Here is a 20726-nt window from a genome sequence, read left to right as displayed (position 1 = left end):
GAATACAATGAAAGTTCAAGTCTTAGGCGCTGGTTGCAAAAAATGCAACCTTCTCTATCAAAATCTCAAATCCTTTATCGAGAAAAACAACCTTGAAGCTGAAATTGAATACATTGACGACCTCGAAAAACTTTTGGAAGCCAAGGTTCTTATGCCCCCAGCGGTATTCATCGACGGAGTAAAAAAGAGCGAGGGAAAAACTCCCACTGAAGCTCAGTTTAAAGAATGGTTTCAATTACAATAGGGTGAGGGAGATTGTTATGCAGTTCAAAGCAAAACGAGAAGAAATTCCCTGGTATCCCTCAGTAGATTTTGAGCAGTGTACCGGATGCCAAACCTGTTATAAATTCTGTTCTCATGGAGTTTACGAATGGAATCAAGCCGAAAGTCGACCCATCGTAGCTCATCCCTATGAATGTATTGTGGGGTGTACCGGCTGTTATCCTCAGTGCTCTAGCGAAGCAATTCATTTTCCCCCACTTTCAATTTTAAGACAGTACCGGGGATGAATATGCAAAAAATTCAGGCAAAAATCAACGCTGGAATATGTGGGTTTATTACGATGGTAGAAGCTCAATCAAGCGATGAGCAAATGGTTCAACTGAAAATCATAAGTCCCTGTGAAACGATTCAGATGTTGAATGAATTTATCCCTGAAGTTGATGCCTATACCGAAATTGGACAAGGATTTAAGGGCATGATCCATCAAGCAGTACAAAAAACCCTAAAAGGATGCTGCAGTGGTTGTATTGTTCCATCCGGTATTTACAAAGTCATGCAAGTTGTCACTCATCTGGCTCTTCCTGCTTCAGCAACCATTGAGTTTAAAACTGAGGAGGGGAAACTATGAAATCACTTTTTGGGAAGATGACTATTGTCGCTCTTCTTATTTTAGCGGTGATCGTAACCTTTTATCTGAAGGAAAATCGTGCCATAGGTCAAAAAACTCAAACCATGCAAACCATTGAAACTGAACTAGCCGAAGAATTAATCCAGGCTTCAGGAGCGAATGAGACAAATCTACCGCGTTTCTTGGAATTGGGAGCCGATCAATGCGTTCCTTGTAAAATGATGCAGCCGATTCTCGAAGAACTCCGCCGTGAATATTCCGGGCAGCTTCAGGTTGATTTTATTGATGTCTGGAAAGATCCAAAACAATCTCAGCAGTATGCGATATCGTCAATCCCAACTCAAATTATTTTTGATGCTCAAGGAAAAGAAGTGTTTCGGCACATCGGCTTTATCCCCAAAGACCAAATCCTTAAAAAATTTGAAGAATTAAAGATGAGTTTAAATAAGGAGGATTAAATGAACAAGATTCCAGGAATTCTTATATTGGTTATAGCCTGCTGTTTTATTTTTTCATTGACGGTTTTCTCTGAAGAAAAAGGTCCTACTATCGAAGAGGTCTACCTGGGTCTGAGCTCAGGTCCCCTCCGATATGCACGATTAACAACCCTCCCTGAGGATATTCTTTTGAAAGCTGGAGACATCACCATCAATCAAAAACAAGTTGATGAAAAAATTGCTCAATCAGAACCTGAACTCAAGGAACAGTTAAAAAGAAACGCCTTCTACGTTCTGGAGCAAGCTGCTCTTTATCCTATTCTTCTTCAGGAAGCAAAAAAATGGATGTCAAACCAGAATATCCGATCGAATAACCCCAACGAGGATGAACTCTTTCGACTCTATCTGGAAAGTTTGGTACCTCCAGACCTAACTGTTTCTGACCAAGAAGCCCAAGCTTTTTATGATCTCAATTATGACATGTTTGGAGATACTCCATTTAGTGATGTCCGCGAGTTTGTTGTTCAGTATCTCGTTGGCCAGAAGAAACAAGAGTTTATTAATACCTATGTTGGAAATTTAAGCCAAAAACTAGAAATTGAAGTCAATACTATCTGGGTAAAGGGACAATCAGAAACTGCCTTTGATAATCCGGTGGATCAAGCGCGCCGGAGTGGACTTCCAGTCATAATTGATTTTGGTGCCAGTGGCTGTGTTCCCTGTGATATGATGGCACCAATTCTTGAAGAGCTTCAAACCAGCCTGAAGGGAAAATGCACCATCCTATTCACCGATGTCCGGATTTATCAAGTTCTTTCCGCTCGCTACCAAATCTCGGGAATTCCAACCCAGGTTTTTTTCGACCGAGAAGGCAAAGAAGTTTTTCGCCATACCGGATTTTTCTCGAAAGAAGAGATTCTTAATAAGCTTACCGAGCTGGGGGTCAGATAACCCATGGGTGAACTGTTTACTACCCTGACCAGCGCCATTGAAGGGAGTGCAACGATTGCCCTGATTGCAGCATTGACTTGGGGAATATTAAGCATTCTTTTAAGTCCCTGCCATCTCGCTAGTATTCCCCTTATTGTCGGCTTTATCACTCAGCAGGGGAAATTAACCCTGAATCGGGCGTTTTGGATTAGCACCTGGTTCTCCCTCGGCATTCTTTCCACTATTGCTATCATCGGTATTATCACAGCCAGCTTGGGGCGAATGGCAGGAGATATTGGGGGATATGGAAATTATATTGTTGCCGTCATCTTTTTCATTGTTGGCCTTTCCCTGCTCGATGTCATCCCCCTCAATTTTGGAGGACCAGCTCAAGTTAAAAAAACCAGGGGAACGGGAACAATGGCAGCCTTTCTCCTCGGTTTTTTCTTTGGGATAGCCTTGGGACCCTGTACCTTTGCTTATATGGCACCGGTTTTGGGAGCAACATTCCGGGTGGGAGAAACCACTCCCTTGCTGGCCGCTGGGCTTCTCATTACGTATGGAATAGGGCATTGTTCGGTGATTGTTTTAGCCGGAACCTTTACTCAAAGTGTTCAAAAATATCTGCGCTGGAATGAAACCTCAATGGCAGCGAATATCGTAAAGAAAGTCTGTGGAGTTTTAGTTCTTTTTGGTGGTTTATATCTTATTTATACTGCACCCTAATATATTAAGGAGAGATAAAGAGTGAAAAAAACGATCTTGATTGTTCTTATTCTTTTTGTCGGTATTTTTATATTCAGCGCCTGGAGTAACGCAGAAGACAAAGCCTGTAGTTGCGGCCAAACTCCGCCAGTCGATAATTCCATTCCCGATATCAGCCAACCGACCATTCCATCAAACCCATCATCTCCGGATACGAACTCCCCTTCTGGAATCAAAAAAAGTTCCAATTCGTCAAAAATTACAATGGTCGATTATTCAGTTCTGAACATCACGCAATTTACTATTAAAGATGACCGGTACCGAATAAATGGAATTACCGATTTACCTTCCGGAACTCGTCCCGTTGTAACACTCAAAACCAATCCTGAAACAACCTTCAACCTCCACAAAACCATTGAAGTCCAGAATGGTTCTTTTACTGCCTCCTTTCGAATCACTCCAGGTTTTCCCAATGAGAAGGGTAAAATACTGATTGAGGTAGTCTGTGACCCAAAAATGCAAAATATTGCTACCAGTCAACTCATAGATCGTTATGGGGAAAATTTGACAGGCGAGAAAATGATTCTTGTGGGCAAGGTGCAGATTCTAAAGGACACAGATATTTTTGATCTCAGTTAATTGAGTAACCATCAAGAAAAAATTATATGATTAAAGTTGAAATGGAAGAGAAAAGCTAAGTTTTTTTATATGATTATATTTAAATATAATCATATAAAAATTGGAGGAAAAAAGTGAAGTTAGTTCAGATTTTAAAAGCGATTGCCGATGAAAATCGTCTTCGAATATTGCACCTTTTAAACCAAGAAGAGTTATGTGTTTGTGAAATTGAAACCATCTTAGGAATGGGCCAATCAAATGTATCAAGACATCTTAATAAGCTATTTAGCGTCAGTCTTATCCAACGAGAGAAAAAATCACAATGGGTTAATTATCGGGTTGATAGGGAAACTATCAGAAAATACCCATTTCTCAATAATATTTTCAATGGACAGTCGAACCAAATAAATCCCTTCAAAAAAGACCAAAAAAAATACATTGAGCACAAAAAGAATGGAATGAGCTATGAACAATTAAAAAAATTGAGCAAAGCAATCGATTAAAAGTAATTCATTAAACTTATCGTTTGGGTAATCACAGGTTGAAAAGGGAGAGAATCATTAATGAAAGAAAAGGACCGTTCTTTAGGTATTTTTGAAAAATATCTTACTCTGTGGGTTGCTCTCTGTATTCTATTAGGGGTTATGATAGGGCAGTGGATACCCGTTTTTCCTAAGGCAATGTCCAAACTAGAAGTCAGTCGGGTATCGATCCCAGTTGCCATACTCATTTGGCTGATGATTTATCCAATAATGTTGCAGGTCGATTTCGCCAGTATCAAGAGATCAATAAAAAAACCCAAAGGGCTGGTTATAACCCTTATTGTTAACTGGGCCATCAAACCTTTTACAATGCTCATGTTTTCTTGGCTTTTCTTAAAATATATCTTTGCTCCCTACATTGGTCCTGTCCTGGGAAGTCAATATGTCGCCGGAGCTATCCTTCTTGGGGCAGCTCCTTGTACCGCTATGGTCTTCGTCTGGAGCTATCTAACTAAAGGCGATCCGGCTTATACTCTGGTACAGGTGGCTATTAATGATATCATCATTCTGTTTCTTTATGCTCCCATAGTTATTTTTCAGCTTGGTGTAGCCCAAATACAAATCCCTTATGATACGGTACTCCTTTCGGTGGTGTTGTTTGTGGTGATACCGCTCACCTTAGGCTATTACACCCGTAAAAAACTCGTTGAGAAAAAGGGATTGGAATGGTTTGAAGCCAATTTTCTTCCCAGTTTGAAACCGTGGACTATCATCGGGCTTTTACTCACTTTAATTCTTCTTTTTTCTTACCAGGGTGATGTTATTCTCAAACAGCCCCTTCACATCCTGTTAATTGCCATTCCTCTGACTATTCAGACTTACGTTGTTTTCTTTATTGGATATCTATGGGCTAAAAAATGGAAATTGGAATATGCAGTAGCTGCCCCAGCGGGTCTTATTGGTGCCAGTAACTTTTTTGAACTGGCTGTTGCAGTTGCTATTTCTCTCTTTGGGTTGAGCTCTGGTGCTGCTCTCGCAACCGTAGTCGGAGTTCTAGTAGAAGTGCCGATTATGCTCAGCTTGGTCTATATTGCCAACCGAACCCAGCACTGGTTTCCGAAAGCTATAGAAGCTGTTAAACCAGCCTTTGTGCCTTCAAATGAACAATAAAGAAGGTGATAACTATGTTCGAGAAAGTTTTAGTTTCCACCGATTTTTCAGCTCCTTCTAAGCAGTTCATTCACTGTGTGGAAGAATTTCGATGTTTGGGGGTGAAGGAGGTGGTCCTGGCTCATGTAGTCGATTTTCGAACCGCTGGCATGAGCATGGAAGCATTCCGGATTCATGATGAAACAAAGCTCAAAGAGGAAAGAAAACGGTTTGAAAATCTTGGCATATCTACTAAAACGGTTGTAACCATCGGTAATCCATCTCCTGAAATCGTTCATTTTGCCGAGGAAGAAAAGGCTTCACTTATAGTCATCCCCAAAAGAGAGAAGGGGACCATCGGTGAACTGATTATTGGAAGCACAGCTCAATCGGTAACCCAACGGTCAAAAATTCCAGTGTTGGTACTTCCCTGTGCATAAACTGAATGATTTGAGTACTATAGCTATGAACTATAACCACCTGAATGCTCGGTTGATATTCTCTTCAACAACTGAGAGTTCTCCATGAAAAAGAAATGAGTTTCCCATGAGACGAAGACGGTGATAGTATTACCATTTTTTAATGGAGGTGTTGAAGTATGAAGAAGGGCTTCATTTTTCTTTTAGGTTTTTTATTGGTTTTTTTACTTGGGTTGAACATAGCCTATGCTTTTGAAACCACCGTCTTTGGACGGGGAATTCCATTAGATGAGTTTGATCAAGTAAAGCCTAAATTGTTCATTGATCTGGGTATGCACTCTATAACGAGTGATAACTGGAAAACAGCTCTTGATAAACCGGATAATGTTGTGATCCTTCCTTACCTTGAAGACTTGAAAACCTTATCCTCAATGAAAATTGATGGTTTTCTGGTAGTTGTTTCCGATTGGAACATAGAAGAAGGAGATTTAAGAGTTTTACCTTCATTTTTTTATGTAGAAAATGAACATGTTTTAGGAATATTGAATTGGACGAACGATTCACCTGATTTATCTTTTGTTAATTTGGTTCGGGAAAATATTGAGAAAGAAAATCCGGATCAGATCCTCATGGTTATAACTGAAAAGAATGCTCAATTTATCAGAGATCAGTTTACAGTATTTCAAGAAAAAACCGAGTGGATTATCCGTGATGAAATATCCGAAAACTTTATTCAAAACATTGATATACCCGAAAAACCAGTTATTTATTTCTTCTTTTCTTCACGCTGTCCGATCTGCCGTCATTTAAAAAATGATGTGACTCCTCCTGTCTTTGAAAAGTATCAAGATCAAATCAAAGTTGTATATTTAGATTATGTTATTGCAGCGCATTATGAAAAAATGGTACTTTTGGAAGAAACCTGGGAGGTGGAGCATAAAACCTCAGTCGAGATTTTTTCCGATGCTGGGTATATCGCTTCTGAAGATGAAAAAACCATCAACGAACAAGTCGAAGAATTAATACAGAAAACCCTGGTTCTTTCTGCTGAAGAAAGAAAAGGAATACAAACTGAATTCACTGGGAAGATCGAAGATCTTATTTTCAATCGTTTTAAAGGGTTCACCCCATGGGTGGTGGCAGGAGCGGGAGTTTTAGATGGCCTCAACCCCTGTGCTTTTGCCACCATCATTTTTATGGTGAATTTATTAATGGCTATCGGGCATACTCGTCGGCGAATTTTTGAGATTGGAATAGCGTACAGTCTTTCAGTTTTTTTTACTTATTTCTTAATGGGACTAGGGATTTTTCACGTTTGGCAAACTCTTTCAGCTTATCAGATCATATCCCGAGTGATTTATGGAGTGATGGCTTCAGTCCTTATCATCTTTGCCATTCTGAGTATCAAAGATGCTATCCAATATCGAAAAGATAAAAAAGAAACTGAATTTTCAATGGGACTTCCCAAATCGTTTCGAATTAAAATCAATAAATATTTAAAAAAAAGCTTCTCGGAAAAGAAACTAATCGTGGCTGCTATTTTCAGCGGTTTTGTCATCTCATTATTGGAGGCGGGTTGTACCGGCCAAATTTACCTACCCACTATTATGTATATAGCCAGAGAAAGCACTTCACTTCGAGCTTTTTTCTTTTTGCTCCTCTATAATACCTTTTTTATTATTCCTCTGCTGGTGGTTTTTTTTGGGGTCTACTACGGCAGTCAATCGAAAGCCTTGGTCAATTTTGGTCGGAAAAACATTCTCTTTTCCAAGTTAGCCATGGGATGTTTGTTTATTGTTTTAAGTATTTTACTTTGGCAAAGTGCTCTGTCCTAAGAGAAAAGGAGGTTATATCAATTGAAGTGGAAAATTATGTTTATATTTTTTTTATTCATTATTGTGACTTTTGGTGAGTTGAGTTTTGCTCAGGACGGACTCATCCCGGTGACTATTATTCGAGCACCTCGACCCAATATAGTCGTTGCTGAAGCCTGTTGTTCAAAAGGTAATTCTCAGGTCCGCATCAAGTTGGCAGGAATTAAACCACCTTTATCCCAAGCCTTAACGGCCCGACAACTCAAGGATTATCTTCGTGAATTAATAAAGCGACCTGGGCTGTCATTCGGATTTGCTTTAGGACACACCAAAGATGAAGCTATTTGGGTTGGGTATCTTTATTCATATTGTTCCTGTGGTGATAATGAAGATGAGCTTCTTATTATCAATGAAGATCTTATCCGAGAAGGATTAGCCGTAGTTGACACCGAAACCGCAGGCAGAAACGTAGTCAACCACCTTCTTTATCTACAAGAGCAAGTGCAACAAGAAAAAAAAGGATTATGGGCTGAAAAAGAAATTATTCAAGCAAAACCATCAGGTAGTTCTGGGGACGATTGTCCCAGTTGTGAACGATAGGAGGATGAAACATGAAAAGACAACTCTTTATTATTCTGCTGAGTAGTATAATTATGATATTTATGGTTACCGGTTGTATTCCCAATCCTCCGACTCCAACTCCGGGAATGGAAAAGGATTTTACTCTGTTGGATTTAAGCGGTCAATCTTTTACTTTGAGTGATCACTTAGGAAAGCCCATTGTTCTTTGCTTTTTTATGTCCAATTGTCCTGCCTGTAAAAGTGAAGTTCCTCACTTGAATTCAGTTCATCAAAAATACGCTGACAGTGAAGAGCTAATGGTTATCGGGATTGGTATTCGGGCCGGTATCGCTGAATTCGTCCAATCTCAGGGGGTTCAATACCTGGTTCTTCAGGATGATGAAGATGAAACGGTATCAGATCTTTATAGCGTGTGGAGTGTCCCTCATAATGTTTTTATCAATCGTCAGGGGAAAATCACTCGTCAAATTGCTCAATCTCTTTCGGAAAGCGGACTGGAACAATACATTAATGAGATTTTATAAAAATGAGCAAATTTATAACTGTAACTTCTTTATTAACTGGGACAGATATAGATGTTAGAATTTCTCTATAGTTTTTTTACTTTTTTTAATGACAAGGGAGGATATTATGAAAATTGCGGTTTTCTCTGATATCCATTCGAATCTTCCGGCGCTGAAAGCCGTATTGCAAGATATTGAAAATCACCAACCGGATGAAATGGTATGTTTAGGTGATTTAGTAGGATACGCACCTTTCCCAAACGAGGTTATCTCAATCATAAGCTCACTCAATATCCCAGTTATTATGGGAAACTATGACCAGGGAGTTGGAAATGACCTGGATGATTGTGGGTGTGCGTATAAAACCGATGAAGAAAGAACATTGGGAGCTATTTCTATTGAATGGACAAAAAAAATGACCACCTCGGAGAACAAAATATATTTAAGAAATCTTCTCCCCCGCTATCAATTAACCTATGGATCCTTTCAATTGCTTTTTGTTCATGGCAGTCCACGCCGAATCAATGAATATCTTTTTCCCGATCGATCCGATAAGAACCTGCTCCATGTGATGTCAAAAGAATCGGCGGATCTTTTAGTTTGTGGACATACCCATCGCCCTTTTTCTCGCAAGGTCCAGGATATTTGGTTTATCAATGATGGAAGCGTAGGGCGCCCTAAAGATGGAGACTGGAGAGCCGGATGGGTTCTTCTCAATATTGAGGAGAACCAGACTCCCAAGATTGATTTTATGAGGTGCGAATATGATTTGGACTCCCTCAAAAAAATTTATCCAAACTCTGGACTTCCTCAAAAATTTCTTTATGACCTTCTCTCAACCGAGAGCCTCTAATATCATTTGTAGGAGAAAAATTAGGCACTTTTCAGAGCTTAAAATGATTCAATTTGTTCTGTTGACAGAGTAAATGGTTTGATATAACATAGCCGAATGAGGGGATGGAGTATCGGGGAGTAGCGCAGCATGGGAGCGCACTCGCTTGGGGTGCGAGTGGTCGGCGGTTCAAATCCGCTCTCCCCGACCAAATCTTCATTTTTAAAGCAACCAAAAACAGAACACATCCACACAAGGAGGATTTATTTGTGACTGCACAATCACTTTTTAGCCTAAAAGATGAAGTAGCTGTTGTTACCGGAGGCGCTCAAGGTTTGGGTGAACAAATGGCGATTGGTTTAGCTGAAGCCGGCGCCCATGTGATTATAGCTGATTTAAATTTGGATAATGCCAAAAAAGTTGCTCAATCCCTTGAGAAATATGGCATTGAAACCATGGCTGTTCATGTCGATGTGACTCAAAAATCATTAGTTGAAAATATGGTGGATGAGGTCATCAAAAATTTTCAGAAAATCGACATCCTGGTTACTTCAGCCGGTGTGGGTCAATGGGTTCCGGCAGCAGAAATGCCCGAATCCGATTGGAAGCGGGTAATGGATATTAATTTAAATGGAACATTTTTTTGCTGTCAATCAGTTGGCAGAAGAATGATCGAGAAAAAGAAGGGGAGCATTATTACCATCTCATCCATGTCTGGCCTTATTGTGAATACTCCTCAATGCCAATCCCACTACAATACTTCTAAGGGTGGAGTGATCATGCTAACCAAATCTTTGGCAGCAGAATGGGCTCCTTATGGAGTAAGAGTGAATAGCATCGCTCCTGGTTACATGAAGACTCAACTGGTTGCTGATCTTCTCCTTCAGTACCCTGAATATGCAGAAGCCTGGACCAAGCTGGTTCCTTTTGGTCGTTTTGGAAAGCCAGAAGAAATGAAGGGACCCTGTGTGTTCCTGGCTTCAAACGCTGCGTCGTTTGTCACCGGAAGTGTAGTGGTGATGGACGGAGGATATACTATCTGGTAAATTAAGGGAGGTGATTTTTTCCAAAAAATGAAAAGAAGTTTGTTTTTGTAAAGTTGTGCAAACGTTATCAAGAAATATTTTTAAAGGAGGGAAATTAATTGAAAAAAGCATTAGTATTATTTGTTAGCTTGTTAGTGTTAACTCTTTTCACCACAGCTTTTGCCGAAACCATGGTTACTAATCCCGATTGGTGGAAGAAGGCAGGCGAACCCTATAAGGGAGTAACCATTAAGGGAGTTTCAGAAAGCACTCCGCCATCTAAGGCAGCGATGGAAGTTGCCGCACCTCAGTTTGAAGAACTGACCGGGATTAAAGTGGTATTTGAAGTAACTTCCTGGGATGAAATGTACAACAAAGCCATTCAGGACATGCAGACTGGATCGGGTATTTATGATTTTGTCTATGTCGAACAGGATATCGTTTATTCATATCTTCCTCAAAACTGGTTAACCAACCTTACTCCTTTTATTAATAATCCAGCTATTACCGATCCGGATTTTGATTTAGCTGATTTTACCAGTTTCATCGATAACTTTAAGGATGACGAGGGGAATATATATGGTATTCCTTTCGAAGCGTTTTTAAAGTCTTACGTTTACCGAACTGATCTCTTTGGAGACCCTGAAATTCAAGCTGCCTATAAAGCAAAATACAACAAAGATTTAGCCGTTCCGACCAATTGGGATGACTATACCAACATCGCGATATTCTTTACCGAGTATGGGAAAGAAAAAGGGATTGAACTCTTTGGTCATATTGCCCAAGCGAAGACCCATCCTTGTGTTGCCTATGAAGTTGTTGAAACTCTTTGGCCGGCAATGGGAATATACAATTGGGGTATAAATCTTGAAAATATGCGTGCAACCAAGGCCAATGGAGGTTTAGTTGATAGCGATGAAGCCAAGGCTGCCTTTAAATGGTATGTAGATATGCTGCAATATGCACCTCCTGGAGTTAAAACCTATACCTGGGATGAAACTGCTGCAACCTTTGGCGCCGGTAAAGTAGCCCAGGGGATTATCTACCTTGAAAATCTCGGTTGGTGGTCAGATCCGGCCCAGTCGGAAGTGGCTGGAAAAATTAGCGTTGCATTGCCCCCAGTCACCGAAAAGGCTTTAGCCGATGCCAAATCAGGTGCAGGTTATATTGGATACTATGATGGTGGAGCATTGGGTATCCCTCATAGTTCAAAGAACAAAGAAGCTGCTTGGTTGTTCGCTCAGTGGGTTGCTCGTAAAGAGTGGCAGGGTGAATTTGCCAAACTGGGAACCAGAGTAGTGAGAAATTCCACTTTTGAAGATCCTATTGTCAAAGAATTAGATCCACAGATGGGTAATTATTTCACCTTCCTCAAAGAACAAGGCCCACTCTTCAGGGGTGCTCCTGCGCTGCCAATGCATAGACCGTTAAATGACCTTTATCTCAAGTGGGTATCCAAGGCAGTAGCCGGTGAAGTTTCTCCCGAAGAAGCGCTCGACAATTTAGCCAAAGAAACCGACGAGCTCATGGAAGAACTGGGTTACTAATAGCCGGAGGATCCAGTGAGAGAAAAACAGAAACAGGTGTGGGGTCTTTTGACCCCCACCCTTATTTTATTGATTTTTCTCGGAGTCGTTCCAATAATTTATATTTTGTATTTAAGTGTTTATAAATATAATGTGTTTTCGAAGGTAGGAATGGTCTATACCGGTTTTAATAATTTTCGGAAACTGGTATTTGATCCGGATTTTTTAAAGTCCTTACGACTGGGGCTTACCTACGTTATTATTTGTGTAGCCATTGAGCTTCCTCTTGGTTTGGCTTTTGCCAATCTTCTCACTTATGAATATAAAGGGAAGGGAATATTTCGAACTATCATGACTCTTCCTTTGGCTATGGCTCCCATAAGCATTGGAGCGATATGGGTCCTCATGACCAATCCCGATTTTGGTCCCTTAGCCGTTTATTTACGAAATATTGGCATTGATTTTAATATCGGCAACAATGCCAATCAAGCTTTTATAGCTACGATATTGATGGATATCTGGCATTGGACTCCTTTTGTTACTCTTACCTTTATGGCAGGTTTATCGTCACTTCCCAAGCAACCTTTTGAGGCAGCATTGGTTGATGGGGCTACTAAATCGCAAACTCTCCGTTATATTACCTTGCCCCTATTGCGCCCGGTTCTTTTTACTACTCTCTTTATCAGGATTATGGATACTTTCCGGGTTTTCGATGAAGTGTGGATGCTTACCAGCGGCGGACCAGGGACTGCAACCCGCTATGTCAGCATCCATGTGGTTCGTGAGGTTCTCCAGTCAATGAATTACGGCTACAGCTCAGCAATGTCGCTTTTTTTGCTTTATTTAACCATTGTGGTTTGTTGGCTCCTTATAACCTTTATTAATGTTTCACAGGAGAGTGGCTAAATGAAAGCTTCAACCAAGAAAACCACCCGACTTTTTTTCATATATTTGATTTCTATTTTGATAGCCATTGCAACGCTTTTCCCGATTTATTGGCTTTTTGTGGTATCAGCTCGCACCAAAGTGGAAATATTCGCTGGCCCTAAGCTTTTTCAAACCAGCTTTTATGCGGTTAATTATATTAGGCCTTTTTTACATGATGTTTTTGGGAAATATCTACTTAATTCCCTCATTATTGCCAGTGGAAATACGCTTTTAGTGGTAACTTTTGCAGTCCTTTCCACTTATGCTTTTTCTCGATTTCGAGTTCCAGGATCGAGCAATATTTTTTTCTGGACGATCACCAACCGAATGGCTCCACCGGCAGTTTTTATTGTGCCCTATTTTTTAATATTCACCCGTTTAGGTTTAAGAGATACCCAAATTGGTATTATTCTTCTTTATTGTATTTTTAATCTTCCTTTTGCCATCTGGCTTTTAAAGGGGATGATGGATGCAATCCCCAAAGAAATGGATGAAGCAGCCTATATTGATGGCTGTACCTTCTGGGGGGTTTTAACTAAAGTGATACTCCCCCTGGCTCGCCCAGGAATCATGACAACTGCAATCCTGACCTGGATATTTGCTTGGAATGAATATCTATTTGCATCAATTCTTACCAGTGTGAATGCTCGAACGATTACAACTGGTTTGGCTTCTTTTGTTACCGTTATTGGGACCAACTGGGGAGAAATGGCAGCGGTTTCTATGGTTTGTTTGATTCCTGCGGTCATTTTCATTGGAATTGCTCAAAGGCATATAGTTGCTGGTCTTACTTTCGGTGCGGTTAAGGATTAGGTGGAAAAATATGAGAATATTCCCTTTTAAAACCAACTTATGGGATCGAATATTTTTAAGTATCGTTATCATGTTTGCTGTTCATTTGTTCTGGGTTCGTTTTATTGAAGCCTATGCTCCTTTATCAATTGCGACAGTAGGAACATTGGTATTTACGGCCTGGGTGATAATTTTTGGATAGATTAGAATTGATCCTCGTGCCACGTTGTGGTTTCAGATAACCATAAATATAGTTGCCCCCTCACCCTGACCCTCTCCCACAAAGGGGCGAAGGAAAAAATGAGTAAAGAAATAGATAATTCCTTCTGCCTTGATGGGAGAAGGTGAGGATGAGGGTGAATGTCCAAGGTTCGGCATGCCATGGCATGCCGCTACATTAAAAGGATGCAAGAAATGCAGAGGGTGCGATGGGGAAAAAGAAAAGAATTAAAGGATTAAAGAAAAAAAAGATGAGATCCTCAAGCGGGAAAACACCGCTCAGGATGACGTCTATTTTAAAAATCTTTGGAAGGAGCTTGATATATCAAGATTATAGATGAATTTTTAGAATTAAGAAATAGAAGATGAATACCAAAAAAGGGAGGTCAAATGACTTCCCTTTTTTGGTTTGGCAATAAAATCTATTCTGAGAAATGAAATTAAGCGTTGTGCCAATAAGTATCAAAGCCCAGATACTTATCAAAAGCTTCATACAGAATGTTAGCAGAATGAGCCAGGTTGATGGCGGCATGATGCTCAAAGCCGTTTTCACAGAGAAACGCCAAGAGGTCTTGCAGATCTTCGATTTCGACAACACCAATTCCTCCAAAGGTGGGGAACTTGTCAGCGGTAATGTTTCCTTCGGCAAGGTAACCAGTGATGGAACCGGTGATATCATCAGTAGCAAGACGAGCAATGGTAACTGGTCCAGTCGGAATGGTGCCATAACAGGTTCCATAGGCTTGTTCTTTTGATACTGCAGAAGTGGAGATTATATCACCGAATCCCATGCGAAAATCTTCTAAGCAGGATTTTGGATAATTACTGCAGTGGAATAGAATGGCTTTGTCGGGGTCATCATCAACATTATTATTCCAGTCAACCAAGGCTGATGGTTTTTGGGAAGCAAGCTGGAGAGCATACATTGCCAACCCTCCGATTAAATCCACTTCACAAGCAGCCGGTATCATATTTTCGCTAAACATACTCATCACCGCACAAGGCATGATTCCAAAATTTTCTTGGATAGAGGACCAACATTGAAAAGCAAAAAGTTTTATACCGGTTTCTTTAATCCATTCGTTTATGACCAACCAAAGCTTTGCCATTTTAACCAGTGGAGCATCGGGGATTCCTGAAGTATTGATGTAGTTATGGATGTCTTTAACTTTGTTAACAACTTTTTTATCGGAATCTTTTAATTTCTCTGCGCGAGCGATAACTTCTGAAAGATCGATAACTTCAACCGAAATACCAGAATTCTCAAGTATTTTTTCTGAAAAACGAACAGTATTAAAAGCGTTTGGCCGAGCACCTATGGCACCTGCTTTTAAATTTTTGAACCCACTAACAATTCTCGATACTCCAGCAAAAGCCGCAATATCTTCCTTAAAAATTACCGAATCTGGAGCCTCAGTATGCTCACTGGTGAGAGTAAAAGGAATATTGTACTGTCTTAAATTATTGCAGATTGATAACTTACCACAAAAACTATCTCGACGGCTTTCGACATCAAGAGCTGAGGTTTTGTCGGGAAAGGCGTGAATCAATATCGGTACATTCAACCCGGAATGACGAATAGCATCGGCAATGGCCTTTTCTTCACCGAAATTTGGAAGTGTAACAACAATCCCCGATATTTTTTTCCGGTTTTCATCAAAGAGAGCAGCGCATTTCTGAGCATCTTCCCAGGTTTGAACCGCACCATGTTTGGTATCTTCGGGCGAAAGAACAACTACATCATAACCCAATTTTTTAAGCTGAGATAGGACAACTTCTCGGCCTTCTTTGACTAACCATTCAGGGAAAAAACCTCGGCTTCCAACGACTAGCCCTAATGTTTGCTTCATACTACAAACCCCCTTTTTACATTATAATAATGATTGTGATTTATTTTTTTATTATTATCATTAATACTATCACATTTTTCTATATAATCATGAAGGGAGGTTGGTTTTTTTATGTTTAAATTGAGGCTTTTTTCGATTATCATCTTACTTTTTTTCCTTATAGTAGGCTTTTCTTCGGCAAAAGAAAAAATGAATATTCAAGGTTCGACAACCGTGCTTCCCATTATACAAATTATGGCTGAGGAATTTATGAATGATTACCCGGAATACGAAGTTACTATCAGTGGTGGAGGATCGGGAGTGGGAATTGCAGCACTTATAGATCAAATTGCTGATATTGCCATGTCTTCTCGTAAAATAAAGGAAAATGAATTGCAAAAAGCCCAGGATAAGGGGTTGGATGTTCAAGAATATACCATTGCTTATGATGCTATTGCTATCATCGTTCATGCAAAAAACAACCCAATTGACCGGCTTGATAGCAATACGCTTAAAAAAATTTATACCGGGTTTGTTCATAATTGGGAGGATTTGGGAGGATATGATCGACCTTTAGTTGCCATCTCCCGAGATACCAATTCCGGAACTTTTGAAATCTTTAACGATCATATTTTAGACAACGAGGAAATGGCACCTCAAGTTTTAAGATTAACTTCGAATCGTCCTATCCTTGATGAAGTCTCCAGGAATTTGAATGCTATTGGTTATGTTGGTTTTGGTTATCTTACTCCCCAGGTAAAAGCCTTAACTTTGGATAATGTTGAACCTACCCGGGATAATGTTATTAGCGGAAGTTATCCTTTAAGCAGAGGTCTTTTCCTCTACACAGCAAGGGTTCCCGCAGGGGTATCTCAAGAATTTATTAATTATATTTTCAGTGATAAAGGGCAAAGGATTGTTGCAGAAGAAGGTTTTATTCCTATAAAATAATGATTCAATTCATTATCGGCTCGAAAAGCAGATGAATAAAAAATAACAGGGAGCGTGCTGTTTCGTCGTGATTGCCAGTTTAAATTTTCTTTCCATTATTATTGCTATTTCTTTTGTCTCTTTTATCATTGGTTTTTTTATATATGAACTGGTTAAAAAAAGAAGAGAAGCATTACTTGTTTTGAAAAAAAAATCGGGTTTAAGAAGAAACTACCAAAATTACCAAGATCTAATTTTAGACTTAATTCAGGAACGTCAGCGACTTCAAAATCAGTTAATTCAATTGATAAAAACCAATCTTCAGGTTTTTGATCATTTATCTCTGGCTATAGCCTATTGGGATTATCACCGTGATGTCTTTCAATATAACTTCACATTTGCTCGTTTTACCGGACTAAAGAACTATGAGGGAAGAGAAGTATCAATCCATGAATTTCCGGTTTTCGGTTCGCTCTTAACAAAAATGACTGAAGATTCTCAAACTGTTGAGATAGGAACCATGCAAATTAATATTCGGAGAATTGCTGGAGATGCTCATTGTTTTTTTATTCTAACCGACCTTGAAGCCCAGGAAGTGGAGGAGAAAGAAAAAAAATATCTAACTCATGCCATTTGGCACGAGATGAAAACGCCCTTAACGGTCTTGAAAGGATATGCTCAGTTATTGTTGGAAGAAATTCAAGAACCTGAATTAATGAAGATTTGTCAAAAAATTGATTTTCAAGTTGAGCGTTTAGAAAAAACAACTGCTCAACTTCGACATTTAGCTCGGCCCAATGAAACCAATAATCCAATTAAAATTCAAGACTTCATGGATATGATTCAACAAGTCCTTCGGTCTTGGCAAACTGAAATTGAAGACCGGCAAGTTAGGGTTCAAACGAATTTCGAAGAAGTTGAGGAGCATAGAGAACGGGAGTTGGGTTTTTCCCAAGGAGATTTATATATCGTAGCTTCCAATTTAATTTCTAATGCCATTCGTTTTAACCGGCCTGATGGTTTTCTGTCGATTTTTCTTCGTATTCAACACAATTCAATGGTTTTTGAAGTTGCCGATAATGGCCCTGGAATTCCTGAAGAAATGAAAGATTTGATTTTTAAACCTCTGGGATATTCTTCTTATAACGGTGGGAAGAGCCAAGGAATGGGTCTCTATTTGGTTAAGGAATCTGTCCGTCGGGGAGGAGGACGGATAGCCGTTCAGTCGGAAAGTGACAGTGGAACAACTATACGAATTTTTATCCCTTTCCGTTGACTGAGGTCTTATTCCTTGCTATAATTTCTCACGCATGCCGGGATGGTGGAACTTGGCAGACACGTACGTTTGAGGGGCGTATGGGTAAACCCGTGCGGGTTCAAATCCCGCTCCCGGCACCAGTCGTTTTACATAAGTTACCGCTAAAAAGTTTGATATAGAGCGATTTGTCTTCTTTAAGTCACACTTCTTGGATAATGAGTTGTATCATTTTCTTCTTGGTTTAAGTGCCGAAGCCGTTTTCAGAACCGTTTATAAGAGTTTTTTCTTCTTTCTTAGTATTCTCGATGCTTACCATTTTGTCTGTTTTTATAGATAGGATTGCTCCATTTTAACATACCTTTCTCGCTACTCATTCAACTGTTCTCTCTCAGCGCAGTGTCGAGAAGATTTAAATTATTCTTCTCGTTTGATTTAATTAACTCAACTTTCGCAGTTCAATAATAGCACTTTTTCTCTCAACCATGCTGGAAGACTATTTACAAAATAGATGAGTAGCTCTTTGACTTTTTCTTCTGAAAGGACAAGAATCTGTTTGATGGTCGTCTTCAGGAGCTCAAGAAGAAGAGTGAGTGCTTCCATAAGAGTGATATCCTGAATTTCATCATAGCAGGCATAGAAAAGCTCGCCAAAGGTTCGGGGATCGGTGTTTCTCCGGGCAATAACCGCGAGCATGATATAGCGGATAAAGACGATACTGGTATGGGATACCAGAGCATCATAGGATCGAACCTGAAATTCCCGAGTGAGTTTCAAGACCGATTTCACCATCTTGAAGAAAACCTCGATATCCCAGCGTTTCCCATAGAGGGTGACGATCTCGTCTTCAGAAAGAGACAGATCAGTTGAAAGCAGTGCCAACCATTGAGATTTTTGTTTTTCACTTCGGACAAAGACAATCCGAGCTAAAAGTGGTTTCCCAGTGAGATTGAGATTCACGACACCCGATCCAATGATATTGCCGTGTGGTCTTTTCTGAATTCTGGTGAAAAGAGAGGAAAGAGAAAGAACTTTTCCACCAAAAGAATAGTAAATTTTTGGGGTGTTTTTGAGCATGCACACCACTGATAATCCGCGAAGAGCACATTTGCGGATGAGGGCTGGAAAACTGAACCAACTATCAAAAAGAATAGTTGAGACCAAAGGACAGTGTTTTAAGGCTCCATCCAGTAGGTTGAAGAAGACTTCTGGAGTTTTTTCTTGGGATTCTTTCCGAAGGTGAGCTCTTTTGCTCCGCCCATCAACGGAGGCATCCATGGGACAGAGCTGGTTTTCTTTGCGGTGAGAACTTAACAATGAAAAAGCAAAGGGAATGAATGTAGCACCATCGGTGAGTCCTAAAGTGAGCATTCTGAAACCCCGACTGAACCGTCCTTGGGCGTGATCATAGAATCGAGAGAGCCCTTCAACTTTCAAGCTCCGAGGCCGTTCATAGGGGGAATCATCCACCACCCAGGTGTAGCGTTTCAAACTGGTAAAAGGAAGGAGCGCTTCAGAGACTACTTTGGTACTCAAAAGAAAGAGCAATTTTCGCCAGCTCCCACTGGTCTTGTGGAGGAAACGGTAAAGAGTGTCTTTCTTTCCTTGGAAAAGGGGATGTCGAGATTGGAGAAGACCAGCAACGTTTTTCTGAGTAAAGACTAGGAGAAAGATCATCTGAAAGACGTCTTTGACTGGGAACCCTTTCTTTTTGTTCATATGGCATTTTCGAAACAGTTGGTTCACTTTAAACTCCTTCATAAAGGAGGAAAACATGGGTAACAAGGTCCTTTCATTTTTCAAATTTTCTGGTAGGATAGTCATGAAGACACCTCTCTCTTTGTGGTGATTGGTTTTTTTCCTTAAGTCAATTCTACCAGAAAGGAGGGGTGTTTTCATTAAAAAACCCTTTAAAATCAAGGTTTTTCAGCATTTATTTTAGTGCGAAAGTTGAGTTAATTAAAGAAAAACATTTTTTCAAAAAAAATGGCGTATAATAAATATATAGACGAAATAGTTTAGGAAACACTTTTTTCCCGCCAAAATCTTCTCTAAAGAATGTAACATAAGAAAAAATTCTTGAACTGTATCCTGTGATTAAGGAATGTATTGTCATGGGAGCGGTAGTTGAGTAAGATGATTTTTCACTTGAAAAGGAATAATCCCTGTATTTTCGTGAAAGGGATGATTATTTAAAACTATTTAACTTAACTCGTTGTGCTGAGAAAAAGAACAAAAAGAGGTTAACAATTATGGGTATATTTCTACTCATATTGAAATATTTTTTAATATTTATACTGGCATTTTTTTTAATGATACTTTTCACCCCCGGATATTTTTCATTGAATGGAATAAAAAAAGAACGCTATTTTTTTTCTTTTAGCATGAGTTGGCTTTGGAAAATTTTTTCTATAGTCATCAATAAAGAAGAAAATCAGAAGATAGATAATAGTATCATTATTTTTGGGTTGCGTGTTCCTATCACCCATTTTGAAAAGAGAAAAAGAAGTAAAGCCAAGGATCTAGAAAAACAAGAAAAAAAAGAGAAGGATTATACGAAGTATTTTAGTTTATTCAACCAATCTTTCTTAGAACAATCAGTCATATTAATACGAAGATCATTTAAACATATTTTACCGATAAAATATCAATGTTGTCTCCTCTATGGTTTTCAAGATCCAGCTGATACCGGAATACTGACAGGCTTTTTTGCTATGGTATTACCATACATACCCGATAACGATAGTGTAAAAATACAACCAGTATTTGATAAAGAAATAATTCAAGGAAAGGTAATCTTTAAAGGAAGAATAATTTTAGCTGTTTTAATATATTATTTTCTTCAATTTTATTTTTCTCGAGGTGTTCGGCAAACGATAAAAAAAATAAGAAAAAAGTAGGA

24 protein-coding genes and 2 tRNA genes are annotated in these 20726 nt (G+C 39.5%); 24 read left to right on the top strand and 2 right to left on the bottom strand.

What is annotated here, in order from left to right; genetic code table 11:
* Nucleotides 1-7 precede the first annotated feature (7 nt).
* The 20 genes from RT761_RS00200 to RT761_RS00105 all read left to right on the top strand — a co-directional run bounded on the left by RT761_RS00200 (nucleotide 8) and on the right by RT761_RS00105 (nucleotide 13793).
* Nucleotides 8-244: a thioredoxin family protein gene (locus tag RT761_RS00200; RefSeq protein ID WP_218112087.1), complete on the top strand. Its 237-nt coding sequence runs from the start codon at nucleotides 8-10 to the stop codon at nucleotides 242-244.
* Nucleotides 245-260: 16 nt separating this feature from the next.
* Nucleotides 261-509 carry a 4Fe-4S dicluster domain-containing protein gene (locus tag RT761_RS00195; RefSeq protein WP_218112086.1) on the top strand — a complete coding sequence of 83 codons (249 nt, stop codon included), beginning with the start codon at nucleotides 261-263 and terminating at the stop codon, nucleotides 507-509.
* 2 nt (nucleotides 510-511) lie between these two features.
* Nucleotides 512-850 (top strand): DUF6951 family protein, encoded by a 339-nt coding sequence (locus tag RT761_RS00190; protein WP_218112085.1) that lies wholly within the window; start codon nucleotides 512-514, stop codon nucleotides 848-850.
* Nucleotides 847-1308: a thioredoxin family protein gene (locus RT761_RS00185; RefSeq protein WP_218112084.1), complete on the top strand. Its 462-nt coding sequence runs from the start codon at nucleotides 847-849 to the stop codon at nucleotides 1306-1308. Before RT761_RS00190 ends, RT761_RS00185 begins: the two co-directional genes overlap by 4 nt.
* On the top strand, nucleotides 1309-2238 hold the full coding sequence (locus tag RT761_RS00180; RefSeq protein ID WP_218112083.1) for a thioredoxin family protein: 930 nt from the start codon (nucleotides 1309-1311) through the stop codon (nucleotides 2236-2238).
* 3 nt (nucleotides 2239-2241) lie between these two features.
* On the top strand, nucleotides 2242-2943 hold the full coding sequence (locus tag RT761_RS00175) for a cytochrome c biogenesis CcdA family protein (RefSeq protein WP_218112082.1): 702 nt from the start codon (nucleotides 2242-2244) through the stop codon (nucleotides 2941-2943).
* A gap of 21 nt (nucleotides 2944-2964) precedes the next feature.
* Nucleotides 2965-3561: a hypothetical protein gene (locus RT761_RS00170; protein WP_218112081.1), complete on the top strand. Its 597-nt coding sequence runs from the start codon at nucleotides 2965-2967 to the stop codon at nucleotides 3559-3561.
* A gap of 113 nt (nucleotides 3562-3674) precedes the next feature.
* Nucleotides 3675-4043, top strand: a complete 369-nt coding sequence (locus tag RT761_RS00165; protein ID WP_218112080.1) for an ArsR/SmtB family transcription factor — start codon at nucleotides 3675-3677, stop codon at nucleotides 4041-4043.
* A 60-nt stretch (nucleotides 4044-4103) separates the two neighbouring features.
* Nucleotides 4104-5192, top strand: coding sequence for an ACR3 family arsenite efflux transporter (gene arsB, locus RT761_RS00160; protein WP_218112079.1), 1089 nt, complete (start codon nucleotides 4104-4106; stop codon nucleotides 5190-5192).
* Nucleotides 5193-5206: 14 nt separating this feature from the next.
* Complete coding sequence (locus tag RT761_RS00155) at nucleotides 5207-5611, top strand: universal stress protein (protein ID WP_218112078.1); 405 nt, start codon at nucleotides 5207-5209, stop codon at nucleotides 5609-5611.
* A 158-nt stretch (nucleotides 5612-5769) separates the two neighbouring features.
* Complete coding sequence (locus RT761_RS00150; protein ID WP_218112077.1) at nucleotides 5770-7425, top strand: thioredoxin domain-containing protein; 1656 nt, start codon at nucleotides 5770-5772, stop codon at nucleotides 7423-7425.
* A gap of 21 nt (nucleotides 7426-7446) precedes the next feature.
* Nucleotides 7447-8004: a thermonuclease family protein gene (locus RT761_RS00145; protein WP_218112076.1), complete on the top strand. Its 558-nt coding sequence runs from the start codon at nucleotides 7447-7449 to the stop codon at nucleotides 8002-8004.
* Nucleotides 8005-8015: 11 nt separating this feature from the next.
* Nucleotides 8016-8510: a peroxiredoxin family protein gene (locus tag RT761_RS00140; protein ID WP_218112075.1), complete on the top strand. Its 495-nt coding sequence runs from the start codon at nucleotides 8016-8018 to the stop codon at nucleotides 8508-8510.
* 106 nt (nucleotides 8511-8616) lie between these two features.
* Nucleotides 8617-9342, top strand: coding sequence for a metallophosphoesterase family protein (locus RT761_RS00135; RefSeq protein ID WP_218112074.1), 726 nt, complete (start codon nucleotides 8617-8619; stop codon nucleotides 9340-9342).
* A 113-nt stretch (nucleotides 9343-9455) separates the two neighbouring features.
* Nucleotides 9456-9532: transfer RNA gene (locus RT761_RS00130), tRNA-Pro, on the top strand.
* 58 nt (nucleotides 9533-9590) lie between these two features.
* Entirely contained in the window at nucleotides 9591-10367 is a 777-nt protein-coding gene (locus RT761_RS00125; RefSeq protein ID WP_218112073.1) for an SDR family NAD(P)-dependent oxidoreductase, read from the top strand.
* A 98-nt stretch (nucleotides 10368-10465) separates the two neighbouring features.
* Nucleotides 10466-11893, top strand: a complete 1428-nt coding sequence (locus tag RT761_RS00120; RefSeq protein WP_218112072.1) for an extracellular solute-binding protein — start codon at nucleotides 10466-10468, stop codon at nucleotides 11891-11893.
* 15 nt (nucleotides 11894-11908) lie between these two features.
* The gene (locus RT761_RS00115; RefSeq protein WP_218112071.1) at nucleotides 11909-12778 is read left to right on the top strand and encodes a carbohydrate ABC transporter permease; all 870 of its coding nucleotides are present in this window, start codon (nucleotides 11909-11911) and stop codon (nucleotides 12776-12778) included.
* Entirely contained in the window at nucleotides 12779-13612 is an 834-nt protein-coding gene (locus RT761_RS00110; RefSeq protein ID WP_218112070.1) for a carbohydrate ABC transporter permease, read from the top strand.
* A gap of 10 nt (nucleotides 13613-13622) precedes the next feature.
* Entirely contained in the window at nucleotides 13623-13793 is a 171-nt protein-coding gene (locus RT761_RS00105; protein ID WP_218112069.1) for a hypothetical protein, read from the top strand.
* A 457-nt stretch (nucleotides 13794-14250) separates the two neighbouring features.
* Here RT761_RS00105 and RT761_RS00100 read toward each other — a convergent pair whose 3' ends face one another.
* Nucleotides 14251-15660 carry an L-fucose/L-arabinose isomerase family protein gene (locus RT761_RS00100; protein ID WP_218112068.1) on the bottom strand — a complete coding sequence of 470 codons (1410 nt, stop codon included), beginning with the start codon at nucleotides 15658-15660 and terminating at the stop codon, nucleotides 14251-14253.
* A 111-nt stretch (nucleotides 15661-15771) separates the two neighbouring features.
* Here RT761_RS00100 and RT761_RS00095 point away from each other — a divergent pair, with 111 nt between their 5' ends.
* The 3 genes from RT761_RS00095 to RT761_RS00085 all read left to right on the top strand — a co-directional run bounded on the left by RT761_RS00095 (nucleotide 15772) and on the right by RT761_RS00085 (nucleotide 17967).
* On the top strand, nucleotides 15772-16590 hold the full coding sequence (locus tag RT761_RS00095; RefSeq protein WP_218112067.1) for a phosphate ABC transporter substrate-binding protein: 819 nt from the start codon (nucleotides 15772-15774) through the stop codon (nucleotides 16588-16590).
* A 67-nt stretch (nucleotides 16591-16657) separates the two neighbouring features.
* Nucleotides 16658-17845 carry a sensor histidine kinase gene (locus RT761_RS00090; RefSeq protein WP_218112066.1) on the top strand — a complete coding sequence of 396 codons (1188 nt, stop codon included), beginning with the start codon at nucleotides 16658-16660 and terminating at the stop codon, nucleotides 17843-17845.
* Nucleotides 17846-17881: 36 nt separating this feature from the next.
* Nucleotides 17882-17967 (top strand) — tRNA-Leu (locus tag RT761_RS00085).
* Nucleotides 17968-18268: 301 nt separating this feature from the next.
* Here RT761_RS00085 and RT761_RS00080 read toward each other — a convergent pair.
* Nucleotides 18269-19723, bottom strand: coding sequence for an IS4 family transposase (locus RT761_RS00080; RefSeq protein ID WP_218112065.1), 1455 nt, complete (start codon nucleotides 19721-19723; stop codon nucleotides 18269-18271).
* A 443-nt stretch (nucleotides 19724-20166) separates the two neighbouring features.
* Here RT761_RS00080 and RT761_RS00075 point away from each other — a divergent pair, with 443 nt between their 5' ends.
* Entirely contained in the window at nucleotides 20167-20724 is a 558-nt protein-coding gene (locus RT761_RS00075) for a DUF2953 domain-containing protein (protein WP_218112064.1), read from the top strand.
* Nucleotides 20725-20726: the final 2 nt, after the last annotated feature.

The sequence above is a fragment of the Atribacter laminatus genome, assembly GCF_015775515.1.
In the GTDB taxonomy this organism is placed as follows: Bacteria; Atribacterota; Atribacteria; order Atribacterales; family Atribacteraceae; genus Atribacter; species Atribacter laminatus.
Note: the sequence above shows the minus strand (reverse complement) of the source record. Positions and strands in the feature narration are given on the sequence as shown.